The organism is Burkholderia sp. MSMB1072 (assembly GCF_001524725.1).
Classification (GTDB): Bacteria; Pseudomonadota; Gammaproteobacteria; order Burkholderiales; family Burkholderiaceae; genus Burkholderia.
The window spans coordinates 71,487-86,411 of the sequence record NZ_LOYC01000016.1 but is presented as its reverse complement, the minus strand read 5'-3'; the positions used below and the strand labels follow the sequence as shown (position 1 = coordinate 86,411).

The 14,925-nt window shown below is 63.7% G+C and carries 14 protein-coding genes; all 14 read right to left on the bottom strand.

The window, feature by feature from the left end; all coding sequences use genetic code 11:
• Window positions 1-179: 179 nt before the first annotated feature.
• The 14 genes from atpG to WS89_RS08475 all read right to left on the bottom strand — a co-directional run bounded on the left by atpG (window position 180) and on the right by WS89_RS08475 (window position 14,923).
• Window positions 180-1,055 (bottom strand): F0F1 ATP synthase subunit gamma, encoded by an 876-nt coding sequence (gene atpG, locus WS89_RS08540; protein WP_034209645.1) that lies wholly within the window; start codon window positions 1,053-1,055, stop codon window positions 180-182.
• A gap of 119 nt (window positions 1,056-1,174) precedes the next feature.
• Window positions 1,175-2,716 carry a F0F1 ATP synthase subunit alpha gene (atpA, locus tag WS89_RS08535; RefSeq protein WP_059503166.1) on the bottom strand — a complete coding sequence of 514 codons (1,542 nt, stop codon included), beginning with the start codon at window positions 2,714-2,716 and terminating at the stop codon, window positions 1,175-1,177.
• Window positions 2,717-2,760: 44 nt separating this feature from the next.
• A complete protein-coding gene (locus WS89_RS08530) occupies window positions 2,761-3,300 on the bottom strand; it encodes a F0F1 ATP synthase subunit delta (protein WP_034188172.1) in 540 nt (179 codons plus the stop codon).
• Window positions 3,301-3,302: 2 nt separating this feature from the next.
• Window positions 3,303-3,773 carry a F0F1 ATP synthase subunit B gene (locus WS89_RS08525; RefSeq protein ID WP_006477283.1) on the bottom strand — a complete coding sequence of 157 codons (471 nt, stop codon included), beginning with the start codon at window positions 3,771-3,773 and terminating at the stop codon, window positions 3,303-3,305.
• Between the two features lie 129 nt (window positions 3,774-3,902).
• A complete protein-coding gene (atpE, locus tag WS89_RS08520; RefSeq protein ID WP_006482730.1) occupies window positions 3,903-4,172 on the bottom strand; it encodes a F0F1 ATP synthase subunit C in 270 nt (89 codons plus the stop codon).
• A 75-nt stretch (window positions 4,173-4,247) separates the two neighbouring features.
• The gene (gene atpB, locus WS89_RS08515; protein ID WP_034209647.1) at window positions 4,248-5,099 is read right to left on the bottom strand and encodes a F0F1 ATP synthase subunit A; all 852 of its coding nucleotides are present in this window, start codon (window positions 5,097-5,099) and stop codon (window positions 4,248-4,250) included.
• Between the two features lie 109 nt (window positions 5,100-5,208).
• Window positions 5,209-5,733 carry an ATP synthase subunit I gene (locus WS89_RS08510; protein WP_050015828.1) on the bottom strand — a complete coding sequence of 175 codons (525 nt, stop codon included), beginning with the start codon at window positions 5,731-5,733 and terminating at the stop codon, window positions 5,209-5,211.
• Window positions 5,734-6,299: 566 nt separating this feature from the next.
• Window positions 6,300-7,430 (bottom strand): SLC13 family permease, encoded by a 1,131-nt coding sequence (locus WS89_RS08505; RefSeq protein ID WP_059503162.1) that lies wholly within the window; start codon window positions 7,428-7,430, stop codon window positions 6,300-6,302.
• A 10-nt stretch (window positions 7,431-7,440) separates the two neighbouring features.
• Entirely contained in the window at window positions 7,441-8,334 is an 894-nt protein-coding gene (locus WS89_RS08500; RefSeq protein WP_006482728.1) for a ParB/RepB/Spo0J family partition protein, read from the bottom strand.
• Between the two features lie 31 nt (window positions 8,335-8,365).
• The gene (locus WS89_RS08495) at window positions 8,366-9,145 is read right to left on the bottom strand and encodes a ParA family protein (RefSeq protein ID WP_011546804.1); all 780 of its coding nucleotides are present in this window, start codon (window positions 9,143-9,145) and stop codon (window positions 8,366-8,368) included.
• Window positions 9,146-9,196: 51 nt separating this feature from the next.
• The gene (gene rsmG, locus WS89_RS08490; RefSeq protein WP_059790469.1) at window positions 9,197-9,883 is read right to left on the bottom strand and encodes a 16S rRNA (guanine(527)-N(7))-methyltransferase RsmG; all 687 of its coding nucleotides are present in this window, start codon (window positions 9,881-9,883) and stop codon (window positions 9,197-9,199) included.
• On the bottom strand, window positions 9,880-11,850 hold the full coding sequence (gene mnmG / locus WS89_RS08485; RefSeq protein ID WP_059790467.1) for a tRNA uridine-5-carboxymethylaminomethyl(34) synthesis enzyme MnmG: 1,971 nt from the start codon (window positions 11,848-11,850) through the stop codon (window positions 9,880-9,882). Before mnmG ends, rsmG begins: the two co-directional genes overlap by 4 nt.
• A gap of 533 nt (window positions 11,851-12,383) precedes the next feature.
• Complete coding sequence (locus WS89_RS08480; protein ID WP_059790478.1) at window positions 12,384-13,139, bottom strand: ABC transporter ATP-binding protein; 756 nt, start codon at window positions 13,137-13,139, stop codon at window positions 12,384-12,386.
• On the bottom strand, window positions 13,139-14,923 hold the full coding sequence (locus WS89_RS08475; protein WP_059790465.1) for a branched-chain amino acid ABC transporter ATP-binding protein/permease: 1,785 nt from the start codon (window positions 14,921-14,923) through the stop codon (window positions 13,139-13,141). The genes WS89_RS08480 and WS89_RS08475 overlap by 1 nt, the downstream gene beginning before the upstream one ends.
• Window positions 14,924-14,925: the final 2 nt, after the last annotated feature.

The window sequence follows — 14,925 nt, the reverse complement described above, 5'->3', positions numbered from 1 at the left end:
TCGAGAATGAGCGCGTCGTAGATCTTCGGCATGCTGTCGCGCGGGAATTCCACGTCGATAACGGCGCCGATGCACTGTACGATCTTGCCTTCTACCAAAGCAGCAGTACTCATCGCTTTTCCTTTAAATACCTGATTCTTTACTCGCGCAAAGGCGCAGTTGTCGTCCCGGGCGCGCGCTTAAACAGCGGCTGCGCCGCCGACGATCTCCGACAGTTCTTTCGTGATCGCGGCCTGACGGCTCTTGTTGTATACGAGCTGCAGTTCGCTGATCACCGTCTTCGCGTTGTCGGACGCGGCCTTCATCGCGACCATGCGCGCCGATTGCTCGGACGCCATGTTTTCCGCGACGGCCTGGTACACCAGCGCCTCGACGTAACGCACGAGCAGTTCGTCGACCACTGCCTGCGCGTCCGGCTCGTAGATGTAGTCCCACGACGTCGCCGGCGTACCGTCATCGGCTTCGAAGTGTTCCGACGACAGCGGCAGCAGCTGCTCGATCACGGCTTCCTGCTTCATCGTGTTGACGAAGCGCGTGTAAGCGATATAAACCGCCGACAGCTTGCCTTCCGAGTACAGATCGAGCTGCGTCTTCACGGCGCCGATCAGCTTGTCCAGGTGCGGGGTGTCGCCGAGGTGCACGACCTGCGACATCACCTTCGCGCCGAAGCGGTTCAGGAACCCGAGGCCCTTGCCGCCGATCGCGGTGGCTTCGACCTTCTGGCCCTTCTCTTCCAGCTCCTTGAACTTCTGCACCGTCGCACGCAGCACGTTGGTGTTCAGACCGCCGCACAGCCCCTTGTCCGTCGTGACGAGGATGATGCCGGCCGTCTGCGCGCCGTCGTTCGCCACCATGAACGGGTGGCGGTACTCCGGGTTCGCACGGCTCATGTGCGCGGCGATGGCACGGACCTTGTCTGCATACGGACGAGCGGCGCGCATGCGTTCCTGCGCGCGACGCATCTTCGATGCAGCCACCATCTCCATCGCCTTCGTGATCTTGCGCGTGTTCTGCACGCTCTTGATCTTGCCGCGAATTTCCTTCATTCCAGCCATAGCTTGCTCCTTTGCGCCCCGAGTGAGCGCTTCAGCGCTTTACTCGGGGCTCATGCATCGCTCACCGAAGCGGCGCGGGCGCATCGGCACCCGCGCGGCCTCGGTGTGTCACTCGCGGATCAATAGGCACCGGACTTCTTGAAGGATTCGATCGCCGCGCGCAGCGCGCCTTCGTCGTCCTTCGAGAGATCCTTGGTGTCTTCGATGCGCTTGATGAGGTCAGCGTGGCTGGTCTTCAGGTTGTCGCGCAGGCCCTTCTCGAACGGCAGCACTTGCTTGACGTCGAGATCGTCGAGGTAGCCGTTGTTCGCGGCGTACAGCGACACGGCCAGTTCCCACACCTGCAGCGGCTGGTACTGCGGCTGCTTCAGCAGTTCCGTCACGCGGCGGCCGCGCTCGAGCTGTTTGCGGGTCGCTTCGTCGAGATCCGATGCGAACTGCGCGAATGCGGCCAGTTCACGGTACTGCGCGAGGTCGGTACGGATACCGCCCGACAGCTTCTTCACGACCTTCGTCTGAGCGGCGCCACCGACGCGCGACACCGACACGCCGGCGTTGATTGCCGGGCGGATGCCTGCGTTGAACAGGTCGGTTTCCAGGAAGATCTGGCCGTCGGTAATCGAGATCACGTTCGTCGGAACGAACGCGGTCACGTCGCCAGCCTGCGTTTCGATGACCGGCAGTGCCGTCAGCGAGCCGCTCTTGCCCTTCACTTCGCCGTTCGTGAACTTCTCGACGTACTCTTCCGACACGCGAGCCGCACGCTCGAGCAGACGCGAGTGCAGATAGAACACGTCGCCCGGGTACGCTTCGCGGCCCGGCGGGCGGCGCAGCAGCAGCGAGATCTGACGGTATGCCCAAGCCTGCTTGGTCAAGTCGTCATAGATGATCAGCGCGTCTTGGCCGCGGTCGCGGAAGTACTCGCCCATCGTGCAGCCGGCGTACGGCGCCAGGTACTGCATCGCGGCGGAATCCGATGCCGAAGCGGCGACGACGATCGTGTATTCCAGCGCGCCCGTTTCTTCGAGCTTGCGCACCACGTTCATGATCGACGAAGCCTTCTGGCCGATCGCGACGTAGATACAGATCAGGTCCTTGCCCTTCTGGTTGATGATCGCGTCGAGCGCCACCGCGGTCTTGCCGCACTGACGGTCGCCGATGATCAGCTCACGCTGGCCACGGCCGATCGGCACCATCGCGTCGATCGACTTGATGCCCGTCTGCACCGGCTGCGACACCGACTTGCGCCAGATCACGCCCGGGGCGATCTTTTCGATCGCGTCGGTCAGCTTCGCGTTGACCGGGCCCTTGCCGTCGATCGGGTTGCCGAGCGCGTCGACCACGCGGCCGACGAGTTCCGGGCCAACCGGGACTTCGAGAATGCGGCCCGTCGTCTTGACGACGTCGCCTTCCGAGATGTGTTCGTATTCGCCGAGAATCACCGCGCCGACCGAGTCGCGCTCGAGGTTCAGCGCGAGACCGAACGTGTTGCCCGGAAACTCGAGCATTTCGCCCTGCATCACGTCCGACAGGCCGTGGATACGCACGATACCGTCGGTCACGGAGATCACGGTGCCCTGGTTGCGAACGTCTGCGCTCGCTTCAAGGCCCTGGATCCGGCTCTTGATCAGCTCGCTGATCTCAGAGGGATTGAGTTGCATTATTCGCTCCTGATAGTCAATTCTGTTGCGTGCCGGCGTGGCGCTCAGGCGGTCAAGGCAGCCTGCATCGATGCGAGGCGCGCGCGAACCGAGGTGTCGAGCACTTCGTCGCCGACCGTCACGCGCACGCCGCCGATCAGCGACGAATCGACTTCGACCGTCGGTTTCAGCTTGCGCTTGAACTTGCGTTCGAGGCCCGAGACGAGACTGTCGAGATCCGCGCCGTTCAGCGGGAACGCGCTCACGATCTCGGCGTCGGCTGCGCCTTCACGTTCGTTCTTGAGCGCCTCGAACTGCTCGGCGATTTCCGGCAGCAGCGCGATGCGATGATTGTCGACCAGCATCTGCACGAAGTTCTTCGCTTCGGCGCCGGCCGCGAGCGGCGACTTCACGGCAGCAAGCAGCAACTCGGCTACTTGCGTGCGCGTCACCTTCGGGCTCGACGCGACCGACAGCACTTCCGGCAGACGCGCAACCTGGGCCAGCTCTTGCACGAGCGTGGACCAGGCGGCGATGTCACCGCCCTCGGCCACGCGGAACAGCGCTTCTGCGTAAGGGCGGGCGATGGTTGCAAGTTCGGCCATGATCAGAGCTCGGCTTTCAGTTGATTCAGCAGTTGGGCGTGGGCCGTTTGATCGACTTCGCGCTTCAGGATCTGCTCGGCGCCCTTCACGGCCAGCGCGGCGACTTCGCCACGCAGCGCTTCGCGCGCCTTCACGATTTGCTGTTCTGCTTCCGCCTTCGCCTGGGCGACGATGCGGGCGGCTTCAGCCTGGGCGTTGGCCTTGATTTCCTCGGCGACCGCCTGTGCACGCTTTTCGGCGTCGGCGATGCGCTGCTGGCCGTCGTTGCGGGCCTGCGCGAGTTCCTGGTCCACGCGCTTGTGCGCTGCGTCGAGTTCCGCCTTGCCCTTCTCGGCGGCGGCGAGGCCGTCGGCGATCTTCTTCGAACGTTCGTCGAGGGCGTTGATCAACGGCGGCCACACGAATTTCATCGTGAACCACGCGAGGACCAGGAACACGACCATTTGCGCAAACAGAGTTGCGTTGAGATTCACGGTGTTTCCTTATCTGCTATTCCGGAAAAATGAAACGGTAAGGCGCTCATCGAGTTGCATTCGATCAGCGCCCCAAGTCTCCGTTCCGCCCTGCGCCGGCTCTCGCCGGACGCATATTTCCGAGGAACCTTAGCCTGCGAGCTTCGACAGGAGCGGGTTCGCGAACGCGAACAGCATTGCGACACCAACGCCGATCAGGAATGCAGCGTCGATCAGACCAGCCAGCAGGAACATCTTCGTTTGCAGCGGGTTGATGAGTTCCGGCTGACGTGCGCAGGCTTCGATGTACTTGCCACCCATCAGCGCGATACCGATACAGGCGCCGATTGCACCCAGGCCGATGATGATGCCGATACCGATGGCGGTCAGACCCTGGATGTTGGCGATGTAAGCTTGCATGATCACTCCTTTGTGAAAAGACTTGGAACTGAGATTTAAAAAACTAAAACGAAGACTCTTTCTTGCACGCCGCGCTTAGTGCTTGTCGTGCGCCTGGCCGAGATACACCAGCGTCAGCATCATGAAAATGAATGCCTGCAACAGAACAATCAGAATGTGGAAGATTGCCCAGACGCTACCCGCGATCACATGACCAACGAAGCCGAGGAACGTTGCGTCGCCACCGAAGCTCCACATGCTGCCGAGCAGGGCGATCAACAGGAACAACAGCTCACCCGCGTACATGTTGCCGAACAGCCGCATGCCGAGCGAAACGGTCTTTGCAACGTATTCGACGATGTTGAGCGCGAGGTTCGGGATCCACAGCAGCGGGTGGCCGCCGAACGGGGCCGACAGCAGCTCATGCGCAAAGCCGCCCGCGCCCTTGATCTTGATGCTGTAGTAGATCATCAGGACGAACACGCCGAGCGCGATGCCGAGCGTGCCGTTCAGGTCGGCCGTCGGGACGATGCGATGGTGGGAAATCACGTCCGACAGACCGAGCAGGCCGATCACGCGGCCCGGCAGGTCGACCGGGAGGAAGTCGAGGGAGTTCATCAGCGCGACCCACACGAACACCGTGAGGGCGAGCGGCGCAATGAAGGTACGATTGCCGTGGACGATGGCCTTCGACTGGTCTTCGACCATTTCGACGAGCATCTCGATCGCGCATTGGAAACGGCCCGGCACGCCCGACGTCGCCTTGCGGGCGGCCAGACGCAGCAGGATGATCGTCACGATGCCGCAAACGATCGACCAGAACAGCGTGTCGAGATTCCAGACGTGGATGTCGAAAATCGACGTCTGATGCGAGGTGGAGAAATTCTGCAAGTGGTGCGCAATGTACTCGGACGGATCCGGACCGCGCGTGCCTTCGCTAGCTGCCATATCGTTAATGCCACCCAAATTGTCGAAAATCGTTTTGCCCGTTCCGCAACACGCTATTGCGGGAACGAGCTGGTGCGGTTCGTTGTCGAAACCGCACGCTGCTTGTTCCTTACCGCCAGGCCAGCGCGATCCAGTACGTCTTCAGCACGACGAGGTACGTGACGAGGAACGGCACCCAGTGCACGCCGGCCCAGCCGAACGCCACTGCGGTGAACATCCCGATCGTCAGGGCTAGCTTCAGGGCTTCGCCCATCACCCAGCTCATCACGGTGGCCGAGCCACCGGCCTTCAGTCGCGCCACGAATACCGCACTTGGCACCCAGCCGATCGCTCCGCCCAGAAACGCGGATTGCGCAGCGGCGCCCGGCGACTTCGAAAACAGCCACCACGCCAGCGTTGCAACCAGGGACAGGACCACTTGCGCGAACACCACCTTGTATGGGGTCACGCGCGAGGGCTTGCTCACGTTCGGGCCGAACAGCCTTTCGGCCTCGGCCCGCGTCAGCGGAACGATGTTGTTATCTTGTTGCTCGACATCCCAGTCATCGTCGGATTCACGCCGCTCGCCGGCCGCCGAAGCGGTGCGTTGCGTGCGCTGATCATCGTGCCTGTCGTCCGGCGCCTGACCCGCCATCGCAATCTTCCGCAGAATCCTTGAACCCGACCCCAAGCTTTCTGAAAGCTTTCAGGGGTGCCTAGCTAACAAATCCGGGCGATTGTAAGCGATAGTTGCAAGTGATTCAAGGCTTTAGACGCGACAAAAACCTGCATAAAACGACGCCTCATGATGTGAAAAAACACCCGATTCGACGACGTACGATGACAGTTGTAAGGTCGATTTTTTGCACCGGTATTTCTTGCGCGAAAAAGTCCGGCGACGGCGGAAATGACGGGAAGCGATGCCCGACGCAGGCCGGGAGGAAGCGGCGCGATCGCCGCCGCGAATGCGCTGCAATGCAGCCGCCGGGAACGACTCGGTGCGACGCTGCGGAAGGAGCACGACATCGTGACCGAACCGCCGCACGCGACGCGCGAAATTCGACCGGATGTTCGCACATCGATTCATCCAATCAGTTGTCGCGCCGCCACAGAGGTTCGATTGTAGGTTGCAGCACTTATCAACAGCCGTCGATCACCTCGAACGCTGTGCGCCCCGCCACTGCCCGAACGATACGCCTGTGCCGCACACACCGGCCTCGCTCAACCGTGCATGAGCAGCCATGCGCCGAGCGCCGCGCTCACCAGCGCGAACGGAATCGAAACGAGGTGGAACGGCAGCCACATGCGTGGCTCCTTCGCGAGACGCACCGCGATCAGATTCGCGAGCGAGCCGATCGCGAAGCCGAAGCCACCGACCGATACGCCGAATGCAAGCGCGCGCCAGTCGTGCGTGAATTCCGACAGCAGGATCGCGGCCGGCACGTTGCTGATCGCCTGTGACAGCACGGCGCCGGCGACATAGACGCGCAGCGGCGAATCGAGCTGCGCGTGCGCAATCGCGTCGTGCACGACGGGCAGCGCAGCCGCACTGCGCAATACGACGAACATCAACACAAAGATCAGCAGCAGCAGCCAGTCGATCTTCAGGACTGCATCGCGTTTGACGGCCAGCAGCACGATCGCGACGCCGACGAGGCCCGGCAGCGGATGATGCGCATCGGCAAGCAGCACGAACGCGGCGAACAGCACCGCCGCGATCAGCGCGTGCATGCGTTGTACGGGGAAGGCGGCAGCATCGCCGGACAGGTCGAGCGGCTTCGCGCGAAACATCAGTGCGGTCAGCACGAGCAGCAGCGCCATCGTCGCGACGGCGAGCGGCCCGAGCGTGACCACGAAGCGGCCGAACGACACGCCGCTCAATTGCCACAGGAAAAGATTCTGCGGATTGCCGAGCGGTGTCGCAACGGACCCCGCGTTGACAGCCAGCGCGACGACGATCACGAGCCGCCGGAACGGCAGCGGTGTCAGCGCGCGCAGCGACACCATCAACGGCACGACGACGAACAGCGCGACGTCGTTGGTGAGCCACATCGACAACACCGCGGCGAAGCCGACGAGCAGCATCGCGAGCCCGCGCTCGGAGTGCACGTGATGCACGATGCGATGTGCGAGCCACATCAGGCAGCCGGACAGCTCGAGCGCCTTGGTCAGCATCAGCAGGCCAGCGAGCGTCGCGACCGTCTGCCAGTCGACGCGATCGGCGAGCACCCAAAATGGTTGCGGACGCACCCATTGCAGCACGATCAGGCCAAGCGCGAGCACCGACAGTACCGGTTCCTGCGCAAGCCAGCCGAGCCACCGGCGCGGCGCCGGTGTGCCCATCTGTTCCATGGATTGCCCGTTACTCTTCGGTCGCGACGTTGCCGCGCAGTCGCGCGAGAATGCCCTCGAGCGCGTCGAGGTTGCCGAAGTCGATCAGCACCTGCCCTCGCCCGCGGCGGCCGAGCTTGATCTTCACCGTCGATGCGAGCAGGTCGGACAACTCCTCTTCGAGGCGACGCGTATCGCGGCCGCCATCGTCCTTCGCACGCGCCTTCACGGCCGGCGCTTCCTTCGTCGTGTGCGCGACGAGCTTCTCGGTCTCGCGCACCGACATGCGCTTGTTGACCACCTGATGCGCGAGCGTGATCTGCGTGGCCGCATCGACGGCGAGCAGCGCGCGTGCGTGCCCCATGTCGAGATCGCCGGCCAGCAGCATCGTCTGCACCGGCGACGCGAGGTTCAGCAGGCGCAGCAGGTTCGACACCGCGCTGCGCGAACGGCCGACCGATTCGGCGGCCTGCTCGTGCGTGAAACCGAACTCGTCGAGCAGGCGCTGGATACCATGCGCCTCTTCGAGCGGATTCAGATCCTCGCGCTGGATGTTCTCGATCAGCGCCATCGCGGCGGCAGCCTGATCGGATACGTCCTTCACGAGCACCGGCACTTCATCGAGGCCGGCCAGACGCGCGGCACGGAAACGCCGCTCGCCCGCGATGATCTCGTATTTGTCTGATGAAATGGGCCGTACCAGGATCGGCTGCATCACGCCCTGCGCGCGAATGCTTGCCGCGAGCTCCTGCAGGCTGCCCTCGTCCATCCGCGTGCGCGGCTGGTACTTGCCGGCTTGCAGCTTGCCGAGCGCGAGCGTGTTCGGCGCCCCTTCGATCTTCACCGCTTCGGTGATATCGGCACTGCCGCCGAGCAGCGCTTCGAGGCCACGTCCCAAGCCCTTCTTCTTTGGTACCGCGTTCATGTCTTTCTTCCTCGCTTCGCTCATGTCCGGATCACGACACCTCGAACGCGCGCACGCGCTCGATCATCTCGGCACCGAACTGGATATACGCCTGCGCGCCGCGCGAACTGCGGTCGAACACGACGCCCGGCAACCCGTAGCTCGGCGCTTCGGCCAGGCGCACGTTGCGCGGAATCACCGCGTCGAACACCTTGTCGCCAAAGTGCGCCTTCAGTTGATCGGAGACTTGCTGCTGCAGTGTGATGCGCGGATCGAACATCACGCGCAGCAGGCCGATGATCTTCAGGTCGCGGTTCATGTTCGCGTGAACCTGCTTGATCGTGTTGACGAGGTCCGACAGCCCTTCCAGTGCGAAGTACTCGCACTGCATCGGGATCACGACGCCATGCGCCGCGCACAGCCCGTTCAGCGTCAGCAGCGACAGCGTCGGCGGGCAATCGATCAGCACGAAATCGTAGTCGTCGGCCACGCGCTCGAGCGCGGCCTTCAGGCGGCGCTCGCGGTTGTCGATGCTGATCAATTCGATCTCGGCACCGGACAGCTCGCGGTTCGCGGGAAGCACGTCGTAAGTGACGCCTTCCGGACGCACACGCGCATCGGCCACCGACACGCCGTCGACCAGCACTTCGTACACGGTCGCTTCGCAGGCGGCCTTGTCGATCCCGCTGCCCATCGTCGCGTTGCCCTGCGGGTCGAGATCGATCAACAGGACTCGTTGCTCCTGCGCTGCAAGGCTTGCGGCGAGATTGACCGATGTCGTCGTCTTGCCGACGCCCCCCTTCTGGTTCGCAACGCAGAAGATCTTTGCCATCGTTGGTGTGTTCCCTTTACCTTCAAACAAACGGCGCGCTACCGCGCGCCTTCAATTCGCGTCGTCGACGGCCACTTCGAACAGATGCCGCTCCGCATCGAGCATCGGCACCGCCAGCCGGATCGTCTGCTTCACGCGGCTGCCTTCCGGCAACCGCGCAATCTCGTCATCCGGATGAACGCCCTTCATCGCCCAGATCGCCCCGCCCGGCGCGACCAGATGTCGAGCAAGTTTAACGAAGTCGGACAGGTCCGCGAAGGCGCGGGATACGATCATGTCGAATTTTTCCGGCACTTCGACACCCGGCTGCAACGACTCGACCCGCCCGGTGACGACCGACAGGTTCGCGAGCTTCAGCTCCGCGCGCATCTGCGTCTGGAACGCAGACTTCTTCTGCACGATATCGTTCAGCGTGACCTGCCAGCCCGGCTCGACGATCGCCAGCACGATACCGGGCAGCCCGCCGCCCGAGCCGACGTCGAGCACGCGTGCCGACGTACGACCGCGCAGATGCGGGACGATGGAAAGCGAATCGAGGATGTGCTGAATCAGCATCTGCTTCGGGTCGCGGATCGCGGTCAGGTTGTAGACCGCGTTCCACTTGCCGAGCAGCGCGACATAGTCGAGCAGCTGGTTGCGTTGTGTATCCGTCAGCGTGAGGTCGAGTGCTGCCGTACCTTCGACGAGCATCTGTTCCAGTATGTCCCGATTCACCGCCGGCGCGCGACGCGCCGTCATTGTTGCGTCGGGACGCTGCCGTCCCCCTGCTCCGCGGCTTTCGCGACCGTGCCGTTACGGCGGCCCAGGCCGCGACGCTTCAGATGCACCATCAGCAGCGAGATTGCCGCCGGCGTGACGCCGGAAATGCGCGACGCCTGCCCGATCGTTTCCGGCCGGAACTCGTTGAGCTTCTGGCTCACCTCGAACGACAGGCCGCGAACGTCGCGGTAATCGATACCGTCCGGCAGGCGCGTGTTCTCATTCGCGTCGTTGCGCTCGATCTCGGATGCCTGCCGCTCGATATAGCCCTGATACTTGATGCCGATCTCGACCTGCTCCTTGATCTGCTCGAGCAGCACCGGATCGTCGGTCAACGGCTCCACAGGGCTGCACTCGCCGCCCTTCAGCCCGCACACACCGTCGTAACTCACGCCCGGCCGGCGCAGTAGCTCGGCGAGGCTGTATTCGTGATCGATCGCCTTGCCGAGGAGCGCGGTCGCCTCTTCCGCAGGCAGCGTCTTCGGCGTCACCCACGTCGATTTCAGGCGTTCGGTTTCACGTGAAACAGCGTCACGCTTCCGGCTGAAGGCGTCCCAGCGTGCGTCGTCGACCAGTCCAAGCTCGCGGCCGATCTCGGTCAGGCGCATGTCGGCGTTGTCTTCGCGCAGGCTCAGACGATACTCGGCCCGGCTCGTGAACATCCGGTACGGCTCGGCCACGCCACGCGTGACGAGATCGTCGACCAGCACACCCAGATAGGCTTGATCGCGGCGCGGGCACCACGCGTCCTTTTCCTGCACGTAGCGGCCCGCATTGAGGCCGGCCAGCAGACCCTGCGCAGCCGCTTCCTCGTAGCCGGTCGTACCGTTGATCTGGCCCGCAAAGAACAGCCCGTTGATCGCCTTCGTCTCGAGCGACGCCTTCAGCGCGCGCGGGTCGAAATAGTCGTATTCGATTGCGTAACCGGGGCGCAGGATATGCGCGTTCTCGAGGCCGCGCATCGAATGCACGAGCTCGAGCTGGACGTCGAACGGCAGGCTGGTCGAGATCCCGTTCGGATAGAACTCGTTGGTCGTCAGCCCTTCCGGCTCCAGGAAGATCTGGTGCGATTCCTTCGACGCGAACCGGTGGATCTTGTCCTCGATCGACGGGCAATAGCGCGGCCCGACCCCTTCGATCACGCCCGTATACATAGGCGAACGATCGAGACCGCCGCGAATGATGTCGTGCGTGCGCTCGTTCGTATGCGTCACCCAGCACGGCAGCTGTTGCGGATGCTGCTCCGCGCGGCCCAGGAACGAGAATACGGGGATCGGATCGAGGTCGCCCGGCTGCTCGTCGAGCTTCGAGAAGTCGATCGTGCGACCGTCGATACGCGGCGGCGTACCGGTCTTCAGCCGGCCCTGCGGCAGCTTCAGCTCCTTCAGGCGCGACGACAGCGACACGGCCGCCGGATCGCCCGCGCGGCCGCCCGTGTAGTTGTTCAGGCCAACGTGGATCTTGCCGTCGAGGAACGTACCAGCCGTCAGCACGACTGCGCGAGCGCGGAAGCGGATGCCGATCTGCGTGACGGCGCCCACCACGCGGTCGCCTTCGACCATCAGGTCGTCGACGGCCTGCTGGAACAGCCACAGGTTCGGCTGATTTTCGAGCCGATGGCGGATCGCGGCCTTGTACAGGATACGATCGGCCTGCGCACGTGTCGCGCGCACGGCCGGGCCCTTCGACGAATTGAGGATCCGGAACTGAATACCGCTTTCGTCCGTCGCGGCGGCCATTGCGCCGCCCAACGCGTCGACTTCCTTGACCAGATGGCCCTTGCCAATGCCGCCGATCGACGGATTGCAGCTCATCTGCCCGAGCGTTTCGATGTTGTGGGTCAGCAGCAGTGTCTTTGCGCCCATACGGGCGGACGCCAGCGCGGCTTCCGTGCCGGCATGACCGCCACCGACGACGATGACGTCAAATTCTGTGGGAAAAAGCATGGTGGATTCCGTACGCAGAGCAGCGCACGAACCTATCTGAGAAATGTATGGGCCGAATTATAGCGGGTTCGCTTTTCACTCGAAGGCCGTCCGAATGGTAGGGCCTGTGCATTTCGGCGATTTTTTGCTGTGGGAAGGCGAATTTGGTGTGCCGGGCCGGCTTCAGCGGTGCTCACAACCGGTTAAACGCACGTCATCTTGCCTGTGCCAAGCCGGTTAATCGCCACGCCAGCATGCGCGGAACCTCTGACCTCACCGATGTCTGTGCCAAGCGCAATCCATCGGTCGCGACGTCCTGTGTCCTCTTCTACACAGCATTTCTGAAGGTCGTCCGGTGACTTGTCCCCTGAAGCGCAACGCATCGTCGACCTGTGGAACAAGCCTGCGCGGCATCTGCACAGAGCTTCCGACTATTCCTGCTCGACTTATCCTCCGGTTCCGAACCAGCGATGCATCGAAACCTCGCGATCTCGCAAAACAAAAACGGCGTGTTTCACGTGAAACACGCCGCTCGTTCCCCCACCCCTCGACAACTAAGCCGTCTTTTTCGCCAATCCGAGATATGTCTCGATCACACGCGGATTCTGGGCGAGCTCGGCCGCAGGCCCTTCCAGTGCAAACTCGCCCGTCTCCAGCACGTAGCCGTAGTCGGAAATCTGCAGCGCCGCCCGTGCATTCTGCTCGATCAGCAGCGTCGCCACGCCGGTACCGCGCAACGCGCTGATGATATGAAAGATCTCCTTCACGATCAGCGGCGCCAGCCCAAGGCTCGGCTCGTCGAGCATCAGCAGGTCGGGCTTGCCCATCAGCGCACGTCCGACCGCCAACATTTGCCGCTCGCCGCCCGACAGCGTACCGGCCGCCTGCCTGCGGCGCTCCTTCAGCCGCGGAAACAGCGCGAACACGTGATCGAGCTGGTCGAGGAAGTTCGCTTCCCCTGCCTGCTTGCGCCGATATGCGCCCAATATGAGGTTGTCCTCGACCGTCATCGTGCCGAACAGCTCGCGCTTCTCCGGTACGAGACACATCCCGCGCGCGACGCGCTGCTCGACCGGCAGCGCACCGACATCGCTGCCGCGATACACGACCGCGCCCGACGCGTGCCCCGTTATCGGCAGCGCGCCCATGATCGCGTTCAGCAGTGTCGATTTACCGGCCCCGTTCGGACCGATCACGCTGACGATCTGCCCCGCTCCGACCTTGATGGCGGCACCATGCAGCGCCTCCACCTTCCCGTACCGCACCGCCAGGCCGCGTACTTCGAGAATCGGCATCGTCGTGTCCGTCATCACTCCACCCCGCCCAGGTACGCTTCGAGCACGGCCGGATCCTGCTGCACATCCTGCGGCAGCCCTTCCGCGATCCGCGTACCGAACTCCATCACCACCAGCCGGTCGGTGAGGTTCATCACGAAATCCATGTCATGTTCCACGAGCAACACGCTCATGCCTTCGGCCTTCAGCCGCCGCAGCAGGTCGGCGAGTTGCTGCTTCTCCTGGTAACGCAGGCCGGCCGCCGGCTCGTCGAGCAGCAGCAACGTCGGATCGCAGCACAGCGCCCGTGCGATTTCGAGAATCCGCTGCTGACCGAGCGCAAGGCTGCCCGCTTCGTCGTACATGTGCTTCTCGAGCCCGACGCGGCGGATCTGGCGTGCGGCTTCGGCCAGCAACTGCGCTTCCTCGTGCGCATTGAGCCGCGCGATGCTGCGCCACACGCCCGTATGACCGCGCAGATGGGCGCCGATCGCGACGTTCTCGAGCACCGTCATCGCCGGCAACAGCTTCACGTGCTGGAACGTGCGACCGATGCCGCGGCGGACCACCTGACGCGACGTCAGCCCGTCGATGCGCTCGCCGCGAAACGTGATCGCACCGCCGGTCGGCTTCAGCACGCCGGTCACGAGATTGAACGTGGTCGATTTGCCCGCGCCGTTCGGGCCGATCAGCCCGACGATCTGCCCCGCTTTCACGTCGAAGCTGACGTCGTTGACGGCCACGAGCCCGCCGAACTGCTTGCGCGCGCCGTCGACGACGAGCAGCGGCTCGCCGGGCACGGGCTTCGCGCGCTGCGGCAGCGGGTCGGCCTGCTCCGGCACATGCGCACGCGGCCCGCGCGGGAACAGTCTCGCGACGAACGGCCATACGCCCTGGCGCGCGTACTGCAGCAGCAGCACCATCAGCACGCCGAACACGATGATCTCGAAGTTGCCTTCCGAACCGAGCAGCTTTGGCAGCAGCGTCTGCAGGTAGTCCTGCAGCACGGTGAGGATCGCCGCGCCCAGCACCGCGCCCCATACGTGCGACACGCCGCCCACCACCGCCATGAACAGGAATTCGATCCCGTGGTTCAGCCCGAACGGCGTCGGGTTCACCGCGCGCTGCAGGTGCGCGTACAGGAAGCCCGATACCGCCGCGAGCACGGCTGCGTAGACGAAGATCACCACGCGCATCCACGCGGTGTTCACGCCCATCGCCTCGGCCATCACGCCGCCGCCGCGCAGCGCGCGGATCGCGCGGCCGGGTCGGCTGTTGAGCAGGTTCTGCACCGACACGATCGCGGCCAGCACCACGGCCCAGATGAGGAAATACAGGCTGCGGCCGCTGTCGAGCCGGATGCCGAACAGGTTCAGCGCCGGAATCCCGTTGATCCCGTCGTACTTGCCGAGCAGTTCGAGGTTGCCGAACAGATAGAACAGCGCGAGGCCCCACGCGATCGTGCCGAGCGGCAGGAAGTGCCCGGACAGCCGCATCGTCACGGCGCCGAGCATGAGCGCGACGAGCGCCGTCAGCACGACGCCGACGATCAGTGCGAGCCACGGCGACACGCCGTACCGCGTCGTCAGGAACGCGGTCGCATACGCGCCGATGCCGACGAACGCGGCCTGCCCGAAGCTCGTCATCCCGCCGACGCCCGTCAGCAGCACGAGCCCGATCGCGACGATCGCATACAGGCCGATGTAGTTCAGCAGCGTGATCCAGTACTCGGGCACCTGTAGCGCACCGGGCAACACCGGCAGCGCGAACAGCACGACGAGAAACAGCCAGAAGGTCTTGTTGCGTACCATCGTCTTCATCG